Consider the following 17,148-nt stretch of genomic DNA (forward strand, 5'->3'; position numbering starts at 1 on the left):
CCATGACTTTCGAGCACCCGTACGTCGACGTCGACGAGCAGCGTGAGACGCCGTACCCGCACCGGTACGTGCACGGCGGTTTCACCGGCACCGAGACGCGCTTCTCGATCTACTTCCCGCCCGCCGACCGCTATCAGGGGCGGTTCTTCCAGCACATCACGCCCGTGCCGGAGAGCGAGCACCTGGCCCCGAGTGCGACCGGGCAGGAGGACAGGATCGGGTTCGCGTTCGGGGCCGGGGGCTACTTCCTGGAGACCAACGGCGGCGGGCCGTCCGGTGGTCCCGGCTCCGGCGCCGACCCGACCATCGCCGGCTTCAAGGCCAACGCGGCCGCCGCCGAACACTCACGGTCCGTCGCGGCCGAGGTCTACGGCGACCATCGGGCGTACGGGTATGCGTACGGCGGCAGCGGCGGGGCCTATCGCACCATCGGCGGGGCCGAGAACACCGCCGGCGTGTGGGACGGGTTCGTGCCCTACGTGCCGGGCAGCCCGATCGCCGCGCCCAACGTGTTCAGCGTGCGGATGCACGCCCAGCGCCTCCTGCGCGACAAGCTCGACCGGGTCGCCGTGGGTGACACCTCGACGCTGACCGCCGAGGAGCGCGAGGCGTTCGACGAGGTCACGCGGATGGGCTTCCCGGTGCGGTCGTGGTTCGGGCACCGGACGATGGGCTCGCACGCGTTCTCCACGATCTATCCGGGCATCGTCGCGGTCGACCCCGGCTATTTCACCGACTTCTGGACCGTGCCCGGTTACCTCGGCGCCGACCCGGAATCCTCGGTGCACCGTGACCGGGTCCGGCTGACCACCGAGGTCACGGCCACGCCGACCCGGGCCGACCGGCCCGATCTCGGCCCGTACGCCGAACCCGAGCAGGTCCCGCCGGGCGGTGTCGACGAGGCGTTCAAGGGGGCGCACACCGGGCAGGACACCGTGGTCGCGGTCCGGCTCGCCCGTACGCCGGACGTCGCCACGCAGGGTGCGGAACTGGTCCTGCCGGGTGGCGCGCGGCTGCGGCTCAAGGGCGTGCATGGCGACCTCGCCGTGATCGACATGCCGGACCTCGACGACTCGGCGGCCAAGCTCGTGCCCGGCGACGTCGTCGAGCTCGACAACAGCAACTTCCTGGCCGCGCAGACCTACCACCGCCACCAGGTGCCCGGCCCGGAGTTCACCGTGTGGGACCAGTTCCGCGCCGCCGACGGGACCCCGCGGCTCCCCCAGCGGCCGATGCAGCTCGGCCCGATGTTCGCCGCGGGCGCCGCCGGCACCGTCCAGACCGGGAGGATCACCGGGAAGATGATCATCGTGGCGAGTCTGCTCGACCGGGAGGCGTTCCCGTGGCAGGCCGCCTGGTACCGGGACAAGGTGGCCGAGCACGCGCCCGGCGACGTGCGGCTCTGGTTCGTCGACAACGCCCTGCACGGTGACGACGAACGGCAGGAACATCCGGACTTCACGGTCAGCTACCTGGGTGTGCTGCACGAGGCGCTGCGCAGCGTGGCCGGCTGGGTGGAGAGCGGTGTCGAGCCGGCGGCGGACACCCGTTACACGGTCACCGACGGGCAGGTGACCGTGCCGGACACGGCCGCCGAGCGTGGTGGGGTCCAGCCGGTCGTCACGCTCTCCGAGGCGGACGGCGTGCTCCGGGCGGTGGCCGAGGCTCCGGCGGGCGGGGCACCGATCGTACGGCTGCAATTCGATCTTGATGGGGACGGCGAGTTCGACATCGACGAGGCGGTGCCACCGGCCGCACGCGTCGTGCGGGAACTCGCGCACCCCGGCTCCGGTGTCGTCACCGTGCGGGTCAGCGCCCAGCGCGACGGCGACCCGGACACCCCGTTCGGTCGCATCGACAACCTCGCCCGGCTGGCTGTTCGTCAGGACTGACGCAGGATGCGCAGGGCCCCGGTGAAGGCGGCCTGGCCTTCGCCGAGGCCCGCGAAGAAGACGGTGTCGCACGCCTCGACCGCGACCACGGCCCGGTTGACCAGGTCACGCCCGGCGTCGGTGGCGGCGACGGCCCGGGCTCGCCGATCGGTCGGGTGCGGCGGCCGGTGCACCAGGTCGCGGCTCTCCAGCGTCCGCAACACCTGGGAGGTCATCATCGGGTCGGTGGCCGCCATGTCGGCCAGCGCTTTCTGGGTGACCGGGCCGGACGCCTGCAGGTAGGTGAGCGTGGCCAGCAGCACGAACTGGACGTGGGTGATGTCGAACGGCTTGAGTGCCGCCCGTTGAGCGGCCTGCCACCGGTTGGTGACCTGCCACAACAGCAGGCCCGGGCTGTCGTCGGCACTGTCGTGCGCGGTGTTCAGGCTCATGCCGGCGCGGCCATGGCGGTGCGGATCCGGTCGAGGTCGCCCTCGGTCAGCGGGACCAGGCCGCGGCGCAGCTGGACACCCCAGCCGGGCTGGGCGGTCAGGTCCAGCGACAGCGAGCGGATCGGGGTCTCCCGCGCGTCCGGCCGGTAGGTGATCCGGCGTCGCCACGGATGGAAGTCGCCCTCGTCGGCCTGCCAGATCTCGTCGTCGGCGACCACGCCGATCGCGGTGAACGCCTGCAGCGGCCGGCCGTCGCGCAGGCTGGTGCGCGGCGAGTAGTAGACGAACCAGTCGCCCGCGGCGAGCCGGGCCAGCCCGGGGCGCTTGCCGTGGCCGAGCTGGGCAATCCCCAGCTCGACGCCACGCTGGACATGATCGCGGCAGACCACGCCGAGCCAGTGGTTCATGCCGGCACCCCGGCGGCCCGGGCGGCCGCGTCGAGCCGGGCGAGGTCGGCGCCGAGGCCCTTGGCGATGTCCTTGCCGAGAACCGCGTTCCAGACGAAGGCGAGCGGGCCGGTCAGGGTGACCCGCACCGAGACGGTGGTGAGACCGTCATCGTCCACGGTCACCAGGTGCTGGAAGGTCAGCCGCGCACCCAGCAGCAGGGAGACGTCGGTGAACTCCCGCCCCGGGACGAGCGAGGCGACGACGAACCTGGTGACCGGGCCGCCCTTGGGTTTCAGCTTGCCGGTCGCGCCGGTGCGGAACGGGCCGTCGAGCCGGACCCACGCGGTGTCGGTGTTCCACTCGGGCCAGGTGGCCATGTCGGCCCAGCGCTCGAAGAAGGCCTCGGGCCGGACGTCGGAGGTGATCTGTGCGGTGGCGATCGTCGTCATGCATTTAGTATGCGCGCTTACTATCTCCGGCGCAAGCCGGTGGCGCCACCGCTCCCGTTCACATCGGTGCCCGAGGGCGGCGGCGCGCCGCTGCGATCAGCGGGCCGTCAGCGGTCCTCCCGGAAGTCGACGTGGCGGCGGGCGACCGGGTCGTACTTGCGCAGCACGAGCCGGTCCGGATCGTTGCGGCGGTTCTTGCGGGTGACGTAGGTGAAGCCGGTGCCGGCGGTGCTGCGCAGCTTGATCACCGGGCGCACGTCGGTGCTCCGGGCCATCAGCGCACCGCCCCGCGGGCGCGGATCCGGGCCACCACGGCCTCGATGCCGTCGCGGTCGATGACCTTCAGGCCGGTGGTGCTGACGTTGAGCCGCACGGTCGAGCCGTCGGCCAGGCGGAAACGGCGGCGCTGGACATTCGGGTTCCAGCGGCGCCGGGTGCGGCGGTGCGAGAAGGACACGGCATTGCCGAAGCTCGGCTTGGCGCCGGTCACGTCACAGACGAAAGACATGCCCACCATCTTGTTGGAAATGGTTTTCATTGTAAAGTCGGCCCGTGAGTATCGACCCGATCACCTCCGTCGCACCGGCCCGCGCCGATCACCGGCCCGCCGTCACCGTGCTCTCCGGCTTCTCCCCCGCCGCCGTCCAAGCGGCCGCCCGCGCCGTGCTGCTCGGCGACGACCGGCTCCTGGCGATCAGCCACGACCTCACCGGCATCCGGGACGGCATCGTGCGCCGAACGGTGCGCTCGGGCACCGAGCTCATCGAGCAGCGCACCGTCGAACTCGTGCACGGCTGCGTCTCGTGCACGCTGCGCGAGGACGTGCTGCCCACCCTGGCCCGGCTCGCCCGGGACCACCCCGGCCAGGATCTGCTGCTGGTGCTGCCACCGGCCGTCGAACCCGAGGCGGTCGCCACCGCGTGCGCGAACCACCCGGTCACCGGCACGGTGCGATTCGACTCGTACGTCACCGTCGTCGACGCCGACCGCTTCCTGGACGACCTGGCCAGCACCGACGACCTGCGCGACCGTGGGATGCACGCGGCCGACAACGATCACCGGGCGGTCGCCGAGGTCGTCGTGCACCAGGTCGAGTACTGCGACACCGTGATCCTCTGGAGCCGCCCGGACACCGACCCGCTCGAACTGAGCCGGCTCGGCACACTCGTGCACCGGCTCGCCCCGTGGGCCGTCCAGGTCCCGACCGGCACCACCAACAGCCTCGACTGCACCGGCCTGGCCGCGCTGATCCGGCGCACCGGCCGGCACGACCCGACCCGGCCCGGCATGCTCGGACGCGCCCTGGAAGGCCGGCCGATCGCCGTGCACGACCCGAGCCCCGACGGGGTGACCTCGGTGTTGTTCGAGGCCCGCCGCCCGTTCCACCCACAACGACTGCACGACTCGCTGGAGACGCTCACCGACGAGGCTTTGCGCGGCCGCGGACAGCTGTGGATCGCCAGCCAGCCCGACGCGGTGGTGGCGTTCGAATCCGCCGGTGGCGGCGTCAGCATGGTCGGCCTCGGCTACTGGCTGGCCGCGCTGCCGGTCGAACGCTGGACCGAGACCAGCGACCAGCGGCGCCTGGCCGCCGACCTGAGCTGGGACCCGTACTACGGCGACCGGCGGACCGTGCTCGCGCTGATCGGCCTGCACCTGGACCAGGCCGCGATCACCGAACTGCTCGACTCCTGCCTGCTCACCGACGCCGAACTGGCCGACGGCTTCGACCGGTGGCCGGCCCTGACCGACCCGTTCGCGGGCTGCTTCCCCCTGACCGACCACAACGACAACACCGAGGAGAACTGACCATGAAACGCGGCATCCACCCGGAGTACCGGCCGATCGTCTACCGCGACCGCGGCGCCGGCTTCGCCTTCCTGACCCGCTCCACCGCCACCAGCGACAAGACCGTCGCATGGGAGGACGGCAATACCTATCCGGTGGTCGACGTGGACATCTCGGCGGCCAGTCATCCGTTCTGGACCGGCCGCAAACGCCTGATGGACACCGCCGGGCGCGTGGAGAAGTTCCGCGCCAAGTACGCCCGTCACCAGCGCTGACTCCGGTGGGAGCGCGGATTCCGCGCTCCCACCGGGAACCTCTCAGACGATCACCGGTTCGGCCCGGCGATGAGACTTTCCCTGTCCGGCAGGACTGCCGGGAGTGCACGGAGCACGGCGATGATGCCGACCAGAGACGTCGCCGCGTAGGCAGCCAGAGCGATCGCGGGCCGGGCCGGTAGATCGAGGAGGACCCCCAGCCAGTTCCCGAGGATCGAGGCGGCCGCGACGAAGCTGAACGACCAGCTCATGATCCGGACGAACCTCTTGCCCTTGAAGGACTGCTGGCGCAGCGTCACCGTCAACACGGCGCGCGCCCGTGAGACAACGCCCAGAAGGAGGACGAACGCCACGCCGATCACCCAGAGGCGATGCCTTTCGACAGCACCGGCAGACGCAGCCATGACAGCTGACATCGACGCACCGAAAGCGTAGGTGACCAGCAAGGAGGCTCGCGGCGTAAGGCGGCGGCGCAGCATCGGGGCGACATACGGCCCGATGGTCGCGCCCACGCCGAACGCGAAGAGGACCACGGCCAGCGCGGCACCGGCCGGCCACGGCATGAACGACGCCACCCAGAGGTAGACGAAGACGCCCGACACGGTGGCTCCGACCTTGAGCACGAACTCCATGGCGGGCGACGCCGGACCGGTCCGCAGAAGATCTCCGAGGAACTCCCGGAGCCGCATTCTTCCGCCGGCGGCGCTGTACTCACCCGCGTCCTGGTCGTAGACCGCCCCGACCGGCAGCGTGCGTGAGCTCACGAACCTGAAGGCGGAGCCGACCAGGGAGAACAGCGCGTTCGCGGCCACCAGCCAGGCAATGGATCGGCTGGTCAGCCAGCTGCCGAGGGGCATTCCCACCACCAGACCGACAAAGCCCAGGACCGAGTAGATGTTCGCGTTGAACGCCAGCGCCTGCTTCTCGTCCCACTGCGCAATCTGCTGGGCGTAGAGCTCCTCGACGACGTCCATGACGGTCGGAAAAATGGCGACGACGAGCAGGTATCCGCCCAGAACCGCGGATTGCCTGGCCGGGAACGCGACGAGCAGGGCGAGCGCGACGCCGGACACCACGGCCTCGACCAGGTCGGATGCGACCAACGTCCGGGCCGGGCTGTGGGGCGCGGTCAGCCCGGCGATCAGCGGGGCGGCGAAACTGATGCCGGCGCCGGCCGTGGCGAGGACGGCCAGCCAGGTGAGCGGCAGGATGGTCTCGGCGACCGCCCCGTTCGAGCCGCCGTCGACGATCCGGGTCCCGATGATCGACATGGCGAGCCCGAGCGTCATCCACCGGCGCGCTCGGGCCACCATGGTTGCCGATACCGAGATCATCGATTCCTGAGTATGCGTGATGACTATCGGGGACCGGCCGGCTTCTCAGCCGATCGACGCGGCCGCCTGCACGATCGACTCGACCACCGCGGCGGGCTGTGAGGCCGGGATCGCGTGCGATGCCCCGGACAGTTCCACGGCGGCGCGGGCACCGGCGCGTTCGGCCATGAAGCGGTGCGCCTCAAGCGGGATGTTGAGGTCGAGCTCCGGGTAGACGAACCACGACGGTAGGTTCTTCCAGGCCGGCTCGCCGGAACCCTCGTTGAGGGCCGTGGTGTTGAGCGGGCGCTGGGTGGCGGCGTCGAGGGCGGCCCGCTCGGCCGAGACGTCGGCGGTGAACTGCTGGTGGAACCGGTCCTGACGGATGTAGAGGTCAACGGTGCCGTCGGGCAGGGGCACCTCCTGGAGCGTGTCGCCGAGCGTGCTGCCGGGGAACTTGCCGGACAGCTCGCCGATGCTCTCGCCGACCTCGGGGGCGAACGCGGCGACGAACACCAGCGCCTTGACGTTGTCGTGGCCGGCCGCGGCGTTGGAGATGACCGCCCCGCCGTAGGAGTGGCCGACGAGCACGACCGGCCCGTCGATCGTGGTGAGGAGGGCGGAGACCCCGGCCGCATCCGAGGACAGGCTGCGCAGTGGGTTCGGCGCGGCGATGACCGGGTAGCCGTCGGCCCGCAGCCGCTGGATCACTCCGGACCAGCTGGCGGACTCGGCGAACGCGCCGTGGACGAGCACGATGGTGGGTTTCATGGCAGTTCCTTTCGTGACGGCAACCAGGTGCCGAGCAGTTGTTCCGAGCGTTCCCAGAGGCCGCGAGCCAGATCGGCGTCGGCCGCCTGCGGATGGTTCGGCCGGACGGCCTTGTGCTTGTAGTAGTAGGCGCCGGACTGCCAATCCGGGCCGGGCGTGCCCTCGGCGAGCCACACCAGCTGGGACGCGCCCTGCTCCGGGGTGGAGAACAGGACACGACGCAGGCCCGGAACGGACGCGGCGAACAGGACGGCGCGGATGACCGGCTTGGTGGCCTCCGACCCGAAGTTCGTCAGGACGTTGCCGGGGTAGAAGGACGCCGCCGACAGGCCACTGTCGTGGAAGCGCCGGTGAAGCTCGGTGGTGAACAGGATGTTCTCCAGCTTGGACGCGCCGTAGGCGTCCACCGCGTCGAAGTTGCGGTCGTGGTCGAGATCGTCGAGATCGATCGGCTTGGCGAACCGCACCGTGCTCGACGTCTGGATCACCGAGGCCCGGGAGGCGACCAGCGTGTCCAGGAGCAACCGGGTGAGCAGGAACGGCGCCAGGTGGTTGACCTGGAACGTCTTCTCGAAGCCGTCGACCGTCATGGTCCGGGCCCCGAGCATGCCACCGGCGTTGTTGGCGAGCACGTCGATGTGCGGATACGCCGCCCGGAGCCGGCCGGCCAGGTCGGCGACCTCGTCGAGGCGGGCGAAGTCGGCGACGTAGCCGTCGACACCGAGCTCGGCACGGACGGCTTCGAGCCGCGGGGACGAGCGGCCGACGAGCACGACGGTGTGCCCGTCGCGGTGCAACCGGGTCGCGGCGGCGGCGCCGATGCCGCTGCTCGCCCCGGTCACGACGATGACCTTCTTCGTAGCCAACCCGCACCTCCAGTGTGGAACTCAGTCCCACTTTAGGTGCTCAGTACCAGATCCGCGATCCGGGACTGGGAATTCGGGAAACGCCCAGCACAGCACGGTCCGGCCACTCCCGAGGGTGGCCGGACCGTGATGGCGGTCGTTATGGCGAGTTAGGCCGGTGACGGGTTGATCAAACCCATCGCGCGGTCGAGCAGCGAACCCAGTTGCTGTGTTCCGTTGCCGGCGATCCACGCGGCGACGGCGGCGTCCAGACAGCCCAGGGCGCTCGCGATGAGGGCTCGGGGACGCGGATCGGTCGGGTCGTCCGGGTTGGCGCCGAGGCGCCGGGCCAGCTCGGGGGTGATCAGGGCGTGGAATTTCGCCTGCTTCTCCCGCTGGACGGTGGCCAGGGCCGGGGTGGCCACGGCGAGGGCGGCCAGCCGGAAGGCGCGCTCACTTCGGCTCGCGTAGGACTCGACGAGCGGGCCCATGGAATGGCGGAGCGCCGCCCACGGGGATTCCTCGTCCGGCCGCCGGCGCAACAGCTCCAAGATCTCGTCGACGGCGGACGAGGTCTCGCCGGCGAAGACGTCTTCCTTGGCGGGGAAGTAGCGGAAAAAGGTGCTCCGGGAGATTCCGGTGGCCGAGCAGATGTCCTCGACGGTGGTCTGGTCGAAGCCGCGGTCCAGGAACAGGTCGAGGGCCATGTCGGCGATCTGCGTCCGCACGGCCCGCCGGGCGAGCTCACGTGCACCGGGCCGACGCTCACCCTGATGCGACGGACTGCTCATTCGGTTAACAATACTACACGTCAAAAGTGGCACTGGTCTCAGAAATGTTACTCAGTACCATCTAAGAGCCTCGACAAAAACCCGATCAAGTACGGCGTGAAGGCGCGCGACCGGGTCGGCCAGCTCCGTGCCGAGGTAGTCGTCGTACCAGACCCGGTAGGCGGCCACCGCGCAGCCGACGAGCAGCCGGCGCCGCCAGTCGTCCGGATCGGCGCCCGGGTGCCGGGCCGCGAGCAGGGCGACGACCGCGTGTTCCTGCTCGACCGTGCCGGTCCGCGCCGCCCGCAGATGCTGGGAGCGTTCGGCGACCAGGCGTAGCGCGGTGAGCAGGTCGCGGTTCTCGATGGCGTACCGCCCGAGGGCCAGCAGGGCCGCCCGCAGGACGTCGGCGTCGGCCGTCCCCGGCGGTGCGTCGCCGATCCGGTCGGACACCACCGCCGTCATCTGCCGCAGCGGCTCCCCGACCACGTCCTCCTTGGCCGGGAAGTACCGGTGGAACGTCCGCGGTGCGATCCCGGCGACCGCGCAGATGTCGGCGACGGTCACGTCGTCGTAGCCGCGCTCGATGAACAGCCGCCACGCGGTCTCGGCGGTCATCGCGCGGTTCTGCTCGCGCTTGCGGTCCCGCATGCCGGCGATCTCCGTGCTCCCCTCCGGTCGGTGTGACTCCGCTCTCACCAGGCGCGGCCGTACACGTCGTCGCAACCTCAACGTGGCAGTCTCTGCCTCGTGGCAGATTGTGCCACGAAAATCTGAAGCCTCGGGAGCCCCAGCCCATGTCACAGACCGCAGAAGTGAGCGCGCCGCCCAGCGCCGAATCCGGGCACCAATGGACCAGCAAACAGCTCGTGATCATGCTGGTGATCGGCCTGGGCGCGCTGCTGGTCTCGCTCACCCAGTCGCTGCTCGTGCCCGTCCTCGGCGAACTCGCCGTCGACCTGCACACCGGCGCCGACGGCGTGGCCTGGATCCTCACGGCGACGCTGCTGGTCTCGGCGGTGGCCGTGCCCGCGTACGGGCGGCTCGGTGACCTGTTCGGCACCCGGCGCATGCTGCTCATCGCCCTCAGCGCCCTCGTCGTCGGCTCGGTCGTCTGCGGCCTGGCCGACAACGTCACCTGGATGATCGTCGGCCGCGCGATCGTCGGCCTCTCCTCGGCCGCCGTGCCGCTGGGCATCAGCCTGGTCGGCGTCGCCCTGCCCCCCGAGCGCGCCCGCTCCGGCATCGCCCTGGTCAGCGCCATGCTCGGCGTCGGCGGCGCCCTCGGCCTCCCGCTGGCCGGCCTGATCGCCGAATACGCCGACTACCACTGGCTGTTCTGGATCTGCGTCATCGGCGGCGTGCTCATCCTGCCCGCCGTCCGCCTCCTCGTCCCCGAGCCGACCCGCGACGCCAAGGGCCGTTTCGACATCCCCGGCACCCTGCTGCTCGGCGCCGCCATCCTGTCCCTGCTTCTCCCGCTCTCGCAGGGCAAGGCCTGGGGCTGGACCAGCGGCCGGACCATCGGCCTGCTGATCACCTCGGTCGTGCTGATCGTCGTCTTCGTGCTGGCCGAGCTGCGCATCAAGTCCCCGCTGGTCGACGTGCGGACCACCGCCCGCCCGGCCCTGCTGCTGACCAACGTCGCCTCGCTGTGCGTCGGCTTCGCCCTGTTCGCCACCCTGATCGGCACCGCCTCCTACGTCGAGGCCCCCGAAGCCACCGGCTACGGGTTCGGCGCATCCGTCCTGGTCGGCGGCCTGTGCATGCTCCCCGGCGGCCTCGGCATGCTGATCTTCTCGCCGGTCTCGGCCAAACTGAAGCCGCGCACCGCCCTGATCGTCGGCGCGCTGATCATCGCGGCCGGATTCCTGTCCCGCATCTGGCTCACCGGCGCCATCTGGCAGATCGTCGTCGGCGCCAGCATCGCCGGCATCGGCACCGGCATCGCCTACGCGGCCATGCCCGGCCTGATCATCCACGCCACCCCGCGCTCCGAACTGGCCGCCGCCAACGGCCTGAACACCCTGTTCCGCAGCGTCGGCAGCTCCCTGGCCAGCGCCATCGGCGGCTCCATCCTGGCCGGCATCACCATCAACCTCGGCGGCTTCGAGTTCGCCTCGCTCACCGCGTACCGCATCCTCTTCGGCGTCTGCGCCGGCGCGGCCGTGCTGGGCGCCCTGCTCGCCCTGCTGATCCCCAAGCACGCCGAAACCGCCGACGCGGCCATGCACGACGAGTAGGTCCCCCGGCACCATCAGCTTTACCGCGCGCGCCCGCACTCAGTGCCGGCGCGCGCGGCCGTTCTCGCGGTCGCCTTCGCGCCGACCAGGACGCTGCCGGCGCAGTAGGCGGAGGCCGGGGATTACTCCGGGTGCGGTAGGCGCGATGCCTGCGGGTGGACGAGGCAGGACGGCGGGCCGGCCCGGCACCATGGGATCCGGACGGCGAACAGCTCCTCAAACAGGGCGGACGCCGGTCGAAGAGAGAACAACCGCCTTATTTCGCAACGTGGGTGTTTCGGGACTTCGGAGTCAGATCGACGCCACCCCGGGTTGGCTGAGCTCGCGCCGCCGATTCGATGTCGAAAACCTTTGACGACGTACGCGATGAATGTCGGTTTTCCGGGTTTGATCGGCACTGCCTGGCAACGCATGATGCCCCGCGCTCGGGGGAGCTGCGGGGCATCGGTGCGAAGATCACGACATTCAGTTGCCGAAGTCCTGGGTGAAGTACGGGGTGCCGTTCTCCGAGTACACGGCGCCGACGCCGACCGTGGTGGAGCTGCAGTTGAGGATGTTCGCGCGGTGGCCGGCGCTGTGCATCCAGGCGTCGACCAGCGCCTCGGCGGTGGGGTAGCCCCAGGCGATGTTCTCGCCGGACGGGCTGGCGTAACCGGCGGCACGGGCCCGGGAACCGAAGTCGGAGCCGTCCCGGCCCACGTGGGAGAACTGACCGGTCTGGCCCATCCAGGCGCTGTGGTCCCGGGCGGCGGTGGTGAGCTGGTCGTTCACGGTCAGCGCGGCGCAGCCGTGCCCGGCGCGCTCGACGTTGGTGAGGCGGACGATGTCGGCCTGCAGGGTCTGCTCGGCGGCCTTGGTCTGCACCGGCGCGGCCTCGGCCGGGGACGCGGTCATCATGACGCCGGCGGCGGCCGGGACGATGAGGGCGGCCAGGGCGAAACGGCGGAGGAGAGAGCGCAAGAGGTCGACCCTTTCGATTGGTGGCCCCCGGCGTCTTCGCCGGTTGCACCATTCCCTTCGTCGGGCTTCCGGCCGCGGTGATCGCAGATCGGTGGTGCGTCGGTCGCCGTCCGGTTGCCGGGTCGCCCGACGTTGACCTGCACGTGATGGCTCCGGTTGGCGGCTCGCTCGGCGCTGACCTGGACGCGACGGCCGGCGGATTCAGCGGAAACATCGCCATCGGCCTCAAACCTCGTACCAATGGATGAATTGTGTTGAAAAGTTGGTATGCCCACGATGGGGGCAACAGTCGGTTGATTCTGGATAGGTGTCCGCCGACGCCGCCAAGTCCCGTCAGATGACGATCATCGTGGTCCTGGCCGTCGCCATGGCCGTGGGCCAGGCTGCCGCCCTGGCCAGCGCCTCGACCCGGCCGTGGATCTTCGGTGGGTCGCTGGCGATGCTCGACGCGCTCGGGGTCGTCTACAGCTGGCGGGCCGGCGCCTACAGCCCGATCGGCGCCAGTCCGTGGCGGCTGATCGCCGTCGGCCGGGCCGTCTCGCTGGGCAGCGTGGTCGCATTGGCAGTGGACGGGCTGATCGGTAGCAGCGCCTGGTGGGTGTGCGGCGCCTCGCTGCGGTTGCTGATGTTCGTGCTGCTCGCTGCCGGGGTCTTCACGGCCGGTCTGATCCAGGTGAACGGTCGTGCCCGGGTCGCGCTGCTGGCCGAGAACGTCACCGTCTTCGCCGGTGGTTTCCTGGTGATCTGGTACTTCGCGCTGGAACCGACGGCCGAGAACGAGCGGCCCTCGGTCTCCTGGATCGCCGGCGTCGGCTGGCCCCTCGGCGACATGCTGCTGCTGGCCGCCGCCGCCTCGGTGGTGCTGCGCGGCTCGGTGACCCGGTTCGCCGCCCCGGTGACGCTCTACATCACCGGCCTGGCCCTTTACTGCGTCGCCGACGTGACCTGGTTCGCGGTCACGGCCGCCACCCACGCCGGTGACGTACCGGTCACGATGACCGGGATGGTGGCCGCGAGCCTGCTGATCACCGCCGCGCCGATGCTGACGGTGGCTCGGGCCGGTCAGCCGGCCGAACGTCGCGACCGACGCCCGCCGGCCTGGGCGACCCACCTGCCGGCCGGCGCCATGCTCGCCGGATGCCTGCTCGTGCTCAGCGTCGCCGTCCTGGAAGGCCAGGTCCTGCCCTGGGGTGTTCTCGCCTGCGGGCTGGCCGTGATGCTGAGCGCCGCATCCCTGCGCCAGCTGCTGTCGCTGCGGGACAGCTGGGATCAGGCCGTCACCGAACCCGTGACCGGGCTGGTCAACCGGGCCGGGCTCGACGCGGCCCTGGAACGCCGCGCCCGGCAGGGCGAGTCGGCCGCGCTCCTGCTCATCGACCTCGACGGGTTCAACCTGGTCAACAAGGCCTACGGGCACGCGGCCGGGGACGAATTCCTACGGCACGTCGGCCGCGACCTGCGCTCCACGGTGCGCAAGGGGAACGTCTGCGCCCGCATCGGCGGTGACGAGTTCGCGGTCCTGCTGGTCGACGTCACCCGCATCGAGGACGCCGCCGCCGTCGCCGACCGGGTCCTCGCCTCGCTGGCCGAGCATCCCGGCCTGATCGAGGGCGACCTCGTCCCGGTGCGGGCCAGCGCCGGGGTCGCCTTCGCCGCCGCCGACTACGACAGCAAGACCCTGCTGCGGCACGCCGACGTCGCCCTGTACGAGAGCAAACGGGCCGGCCGGCACGGATCCACCAACTACGAGCCGGCCATGCCCGACCGTCGCGCCGCCGACGCGGCCCTCGCCGACGACCTGGAACACGCCCTGCACCGCGGGCAGTTGCACCTGCTCTACCAGCCGCTGGTCGACCTGGCGACCGAACGGCCGGTCGCCGCCGAAGCCCTCCTCCGCTGGCAGCACCCGGCCCGGGGCCCCATCTCGCCGGTCGAGTTCATCCCCATCGCCGAACGCACCGGGGCCATCGTCGGCATCGGCCTCTGGGTCCTCGAACAGGCCCTCACCCAGCTGACCGCCGGCCCGGCGACCCTGTACATCAGCGTCAACCTCTCGCCCCGGCAACTTCGGGAACCCACAATTGTGTACGACGTGAAGACCGCCCTCGCTCAAGCCGGAGTCGACCCGCATCGGCTGGTCCTCGAAGTCACCGAATCGTCCCTGGTCAACGAGACCGGCGGCATCGCCGCGCTCCGAACCCTGCGGGAGCACGGCGTCCGGATCGCCCTGGACGACTTCGGGACCGGCTACTCGTCGCTGCAGTACCTGACCCGCCTACCGGTCGACATCCTCAAGATCGACCGCAGTTTCGTCGCCGAACTCGACGAGACCCAGGAAGGCGCCGCCGTCACCGAGGCGATCATCCGGCTCGCCCAGGTCCTGCACCTGAGCATCGTCGCCGAAGGCGTCGAGACCGAACAGCAGGCCCGTGAGCTGCGCGAACTCGGCTGCGAAATCGGGCAGGGCTATCTGTACGCGCGGCCGCTGACCCCGGAGGACTTCGCCCGCTACACGGCCGACGCCCGGGCGGCCTGACCTCTCGATCACCCACGCGAGAAGCCCGGCCGCGCGGGCCGGGCCTCCCCTTGCCGATCGATCAGGCGGGCAGGTCGAACTCGCCGTTCCTGACACCGGACAGGAACGCGGCCCACTCGCCGTGAGAGAAGAAAAGCGTTCCGCCGTCGCGGTCCTTCGTGTCCCGGACCGCAACGACCTGCGGAAGGTTCTCGGCGACCTCGACGCAGTTCTGGCCACCGCCGGATCGCGTGCTCTTGTGCCAGACAGCGCCGGTCAAGTCGTGGTTGGTCACGATCGTTGCTCTCCTAGGCTCTGCAGAAGCGTAGTGATCATCTTAGTTGAATCCTCCTTGCTGAGAGCGAGCTCGGCCAGCGCGGACCACGCGTCCTCATAGACCTGCAGTTCATCGGTCTTGTCGAGATAGATCGCTCCGGTGAGATTCTCGGAGTAGACCGTTGAAGGCTCGCCCTGCTTCCCGCCGGCCAGTGGAGGAAACTCAAGGATGGTGAAGGAGCCGGCGGTGGACCCTGGATGAACCCCCACCGAGAGTGGTAGCACCCTCACCGCGACGTGCGCCAACTCATTTGCTTTCAAGAGGTGCCACAACTGCTGCTGCATCGCGCCTGGGATGTCCAACTCCCCCAGCAGCATTGCCTCCGAAACGATCGATTCATACTCGGGTGGCGCGGGAAACGACCTGGACAAGATCCGTTGTCGTTCGTGCTTCACCTTGATCCGGGCTTCCATCTTCTCTGTCGAGACTTTCGGCCGATCTGCTCGGACTACCGCCTCCATATAGGCGGGGGCCTGCAACAGGCCAGGAACGATCATGGACTCGAACTGCCTGAGCCGCGAGGCACCCGCTTCCATACTGAAGAAGAGCTCCGACCATTTCAGGATGGTGCCGCTGTAACTCTGCCACCACCCCTCGGCCTTCGCCGCTGAGGCCAGGTTGCGCAGGACCTCGGCCTCGTCCGGCGGGACGTCGTAGAAGCGGGCGAGCGCCTCGATCTCGACCGGGCGAATGGTCACGCCCGGTGTGCCGGTCTCGATCCGCCACAGTCGCTGGTACGACCAATCCAGATAGGTGTAGGCGTCCAGCATCGTGATTCCGGCGCCCTCGCGGTACTCCCGGAGAAGCCGGCCGAGCTGACGACGAGGCACGGTGGAGCCGGTTGCTCTGCTAGGCATATGTCTAGCCCTTCCTCCCATGCTGGCCAGCCAAAACCTGGCGTCTGTGGACTGCCGGACCGGCCAATCTGAAAGGAATACCGCATGATCTTGCCCAATGCCAAGAAAAGGGGTGGATTTTTCATCCAGCGCCATTGTGCGAGGCGCCGCAGCGGGCAAACATCGTCGTCGCGGCCGGGTTGTCAGCCTGACTCCGGTGGACCACCCGGCCGGCTACCTCACCATTCGATCGGCGCGAGGGGGATTGATCATGCTCGTCGTAGTCACCGCCGTCTGCTGCCTGCTCGGCGGCTATCTCGCGGGTGTCGCCCTGGGACGGGTCAGCGGCCGCTGGTGTCCCGGGTGCGGCCGCAGCCGTGAATGCCTCATCTGCGACCACGGTCTGATCTTGGAAAGGAGAAAGCGTGATCACACAAAGTGAAATGATCGCCGCTCACTTCGCACTGCTCCACGACGAGTAGGTGACCACGGTGGACTACCTGGGTCTGGTCGAAACCGTGTTGGCCGACCGTCCGCGGCTGTTCGGCAGCGCCGAGATCGGCGAACGGATCGGGGTGAGCCGCCAGCGTGTTCAGCAACTGGCCGAGCGCGACGACTTTCCCGAGCCGTACCAGGAGTTGCGGATGGGCCGGGTCTGGCTCGAACACGACATCGAGCTGTGGATCGTGATGTATCGGTCGGCCGAATAGCGGCGGACCGTCCCGTACGGGGAAATCGGGGTTTTTGGGGTTGATCCGGGCGAGAAGGAGGGGGCTGATCGGGCGTGGTTAGGCTTGGTGGGGATCAACGTTGAGCTGCTGGAGGATGGCGTGTCGCAGTCGAGCATCTATGTGGTTCAGATCGCGGATCTTCAGGGGAAGCCGCTGGATCTGGAGCAGTTCCGGGGCAGCGCGACGCTTGTCGTCAACGTGGCGTCGCGGTGTGGGCTGACCCCGCAGTACGGGGTGCTGGAGCAGCTGCACGAGCGGTATGCGGATCGCGGGTTCAGTGTGCTGGGGGTGCCGTGCAACCAGTTCGGTGGGCAGGAGCCGGGGACCGCTGAGGAGATCTCCGAGTTCTGCAGTGCGACCTACGGGGTGACGTTCCCGATGACTGAGAAGATCGAGGTCAACGGGGAGGGCCGGCATCCGCTGTACGAGACGTTGACCGTGGAGCCGGATGCCGAGGGGCACACCGGGGACATCCGGTGGAATTTCGAGAAGTTCCTGGTCGGGGCCGATGGGACGGTTGTCGCCCGGTTCGGGCCGCGGACGGCACCGGATGCGCCCGAGGTGGTCGCCGCGATCGAGGCGGCGCTGCCCGCCTGAACCCAT

At 69.8% G+C, this 17,148-nt stretch carries 21 protein-coding genes; 8 read left to right on the forward strand and 13 right to left on the reverse strand.

Features of this window, described 5'->3' with window-relative positions; genetic code table 11:
* Positions 1 to 2: 2 nt before the first annotated feature.
* On the forward strand, positions 3 to 1,892 hold the full coding sequence (locus ACSHV8_RS21235) for a hypothetical protein (RefSeq protein ID WP_436535481.1): 1,890 nt from the start codon (positions 3 to 5) through the stop codon (positions 1,890 to 1,892).
* Here the strand turns inward: ACSHV8_RS21235 and ACSHV8_RS21240 are convergent.
* The 5 genes from ACSHV8_RS21240 to rpmB form a co-directional block, all read right to left on the reverse strand.
* Positions 1,883 to 2,323: a MarR family winged helix-turn-helix transcriptional regulator gene (locus ACSHV8_RS21240; protein ID WP_436535482.1), complete on the reverse strand. Its 441-nt coding sequence runs from the start codon at positions 2,321 to 2,323 to the stop codon at positions 1,883 to 1,885. The two genes, ACSHV8_RS21235 and ACSHV8_RS21240, sit on opposite strands and share 10 nt — an antisense overlap.
* A complete protein-coding gene (locus ACSHV8_RS21245) occupies positions 2,320 to 2,730 on the reverse strand; it encodes an EVE domain-containing protein (RefSeq protein ID WP_436535483.1) in 411 nt (136 codons plus the stop codon). Before ACSHV8_RS21245 ends, ACSHV8_RS21240 begins: the two co-directional genes overlap by 4 nt.
* Positions 2,727 to 3,161, reverse strand: a complete 435-nt coding sequence (locus ACSHV8_RS21250) for an SRPBCC family protein (RefSeq protein WP_436535484.1) — start codon at positions 3,159 to 3,161, stop codon at positions 2,727 to 2,729. The genes ACSHV8_RS21245 and ACSHV8_RS21250 overlap by 4 nt, the downstream gene beginning before the upstream one ends.
* A gap of 107 nt (positions 3,162 to 3,268) precedes the next feature.
* Entirely contained in the window at positions 3,269 to 3,436 is a 168-nt protein-coding gene (gene rpmG / locus ACSHV8_RS21255) for a 50S ribosomal protein L33 (RefSeq protein ID WP_436535485.1), read from the reverse strand.
* Positions 3,436 to 3,669 carry a 50S ribosomal protein L28 gene (rpmB, locus tag ACSHV8_RS21260; RefSeq protein WP_436535486.1) on the reverse strand — a complete coding sequence of 78 codons (234 nt, stop codon included), beginning with the start codon at positions 3,667 to 3,669 and terminating at the stop codon, positions 3,436 to 3,438. The genes rpmG and rpmB overlap by 1 nt, the downstream gene beginning before the upstream one ends.
* A 44-nt stretch (positions 3,670 to 3,713) precedes the next feature.
* Here rpmB and ACSHV8_RS21265 point away from each other — a divergent pair, with 44 nt between their 5' ends.
* Complete coding sequence (locus ACSHV8_RS21265) at positions 3,714 to 4,970, forward strand: CobW family GTP-binding protein (RefSeq protein ID WP_436535487.1); 1,257 nt, start codon at positions 3,714 to 3,716, stop codon at positions 4,968 to 4,970.
* A 2-nt stretch (positions 4,971 to 4,972) separates the two neighbouring features.
* Positions 4,973 to 5,224: a type B 50S ribosomal protein L31 gene (locus ACSHV8_RS21270; RefSeq protein WP_436535488.1), complete on the forward strand. Its 252-nt coding sequence runs from the start codon at positions 4,973 to 4,975 to the stop codon at positions 5,222 to 5,224.
* Positions 5,225 to 5,274: 50 nt separating this feature from the next.
* Here ACSHV8_RS21270 and ACSHV8_RS21275 read toward each other — a convergent pair whose 3' ends face one another.
* From ACSHV8_RS21275 to ACSHV8_RS21295, 5 genes are all read right to left on the reverse strand, one after another.
* Positions 5,275 to 6,558, reverse strand: coding sequence for an MFS transporter (locus ACSHV8_RS21275; protein ID WP_436535489.1), 1,284 nt, complete (start codon positions 6,556 to 6,558; stop codon positions 5,275 to 5,277).
* 45 nt (positions 6,559 to 6,603) lie between these two features.
* Complete coding sequence (locus ACSHV8_RS21280; RefSeq protein WP_436535490.1) at positions 6,604 to 7,308, reverse strand: alpha/beta fold hydrolase; 705 nt, start codon at positions 7,306 to 7,308, stop codon at positions 6,604 to 6,606.
* Entirely contained in the window at positions 7,305 to 8,174 is an 870-nt protein-coding gene (locus tag ACSHV8_RS21285; protein ID WP_436535491.1) for an SDR family NAD(P)-dependent oxidoreductase, read from the reverse strand. Before ACSHV8_RS21285 ends, ACSHV8_RS21280 begins: the two co-directional genes overlap by 4 nt.
* Before the next feature lie 149 nt (positions 8,175 to 8,323).
* Positions 8,324 to 8,944, reverse strand: a complete 621-nt coding sequence (locus ACSHV8_RS21290) for a TetR family transcriptional regulator (RefSeq protein WP_436535492.1) — start codon at positions 8,942 to 8,944, stop codon at positions 8,324 to 8,326.
* A gap of 51 nt (positions 8,945 to 8,995) precedes the next feature.
* Entirely contained in the window at positions 8,996 to 9,574 is a 579-nt protein-coding gene (locus ACSHV8_RS21295; protein WP_436535493.1) for a TetR family transcriptional regulator, read from the reverse strand.
* 146 nt (positions 9,575 to 9,720) lie between these two features.
* Between ACSHV8_RS21295 and ACSHV8_RS21300 the strand changes: the two genes are divergently transcribed.
* A complete protein-coding gene (locus tag ACSHV8_RS21300) occupies positions 9,721 to 11,166 on the forward strand; it encodes an MFS transporter (protein WP_436535494.1) in 1,446 nt (481 codons plus the stop codon).
* A 465-nt stretch (positions 11,167 to 11,631) separates the two neighbouring features.
* On the opposite strand, the gene ACSHV8_RS21305 is transcribed toward ACSHV8_RS21300, so the two are convergent.
* Entirely contained in the window at positions 11,632 to 12,126 is a 495-nt protein-coding gene (locus tag ACSHV8_RS21305; protein ID WP_436535495.1) for a CAP domain-containing protein, read from the reverse strand.
* A 20-nt stretch (positions 12,127 to 12,146) separates the two neighbouring features.
* Here ACSHV8_RS21305 and ACSHV8_RS21310 point away from each other — a divergent pair, with 20 nt between their 5' ends.
* Together ACSHV8_RS21310 and ACSHV8_RS21315 are read left to right on the forward strand one after the other, a co-directional pair.
* Positions 12,147 to 12,374 carry a hypothetical protein gene (locus ACSHV8_RS21310; protein WP_436535496.1) on the forward strand — a complete coding sequence of 76 codons (228 nt, stop codon included), beginning with the start codon at positions 12,147 to 12,149 and terminating at the stop codon, positions 12,372 to 12,374.
* 59 nt (positions 12,375 to 12,433) lie between these two features.
* Positions 12,434 to 14,662, forward strand: a complete 2,229-nt coding sequence (locus ACSHV8_RS21315) for a putative bifunctional diguanylate cyclase/phosphodiesterase (protein ID WP_436535497.1) — start codon at positions 12,434 to 12,436, stop codon at positions 14,660 to 14,662.
* A 61-nt stretch (positions 14,663 to 14,723) separates the two neighbouring features.
* Here ACSHV8_RS21315 and ACSHV8_RS21320 read toward each other — a convergent pair whose 3' ends face one another.
* Both ACSHV8_RS21320 and ACSHV8_RS21325 read right to left on the reverse strand, forming a co-directional pair.
* Positions 14,724 to 14,936 carry a DUF397 domain-containing protein gene (locus tag ACSHV8_RS21320; protein WP_436535498.1) on the reverse strand — a complete coding sequence of 71 codons (213 nt, stop codon included), beginning with the start codon at positions 14,934 to 14,936 and terminating at the stop codon, positions 14,724 to 14,726.
* Positions 14,933 to 15,856, reverse strand: coding sequence for a helix-turn-helix domain-containing protein (locus ACSHV8_RS21325; RefSeq protein WP_436536850.1), 924 nt, complete (start codon positions 15,854 to 15,856; stop codon positions 14,933 to 14,935). Before ACSHV8_RS21325 ends, ACSHV8_RS21320 begins: the two co-directional genes overlap by 4 nt.
* Positions 15,857 to 16,305: 449 nt before the next feature.
* Between ACSHV8_RS21325 and ACSHV8_RS21330 the strand changes: the two genes are divergently transcribed.
* Both ACSHV8_RS21330 and ACSHV8_RS21335 read left to right on the forward strand, forming a co-directional pair.
* On the forward strand, positions 16,306 to 16,524 hold the full coding sequence (locus ACSHV8_RS21330; RefSeq protein ID WP_436535499.1) for a helix-turn-helix transcriptional regulator: 219 nt from the start codon (positions 16,306 to 16,308) through the stop codon (positions 16,522 to 16,524).
* An 87-nt stretch (positions 16,525 to 16,611) separates the two neighbouring features.
* Positions 16,612 to 17,142, forward strand: a complete 531-nt coding sequence (locus ACSHV8_RS21335) for a glutathione peroxidase (protein ID WP_436535500.1) — start codon at positions 16,612 to 16,614, stop codon at positions 17,140 to 17,142.
* The last annotated feature ends 6 nt before the right edge of the window (positions 17,143 to 17,148 follow it).

The sequence above is a fragment of the Actinoplanes sp. HUAS TT8 genome, from assembly GCF_051380535.1.
Lineage (GTDB): Bacteria > Actinomycetota > Actinomycetes > Mycobacteriales > Micromonosporaceae > Actinoplanes.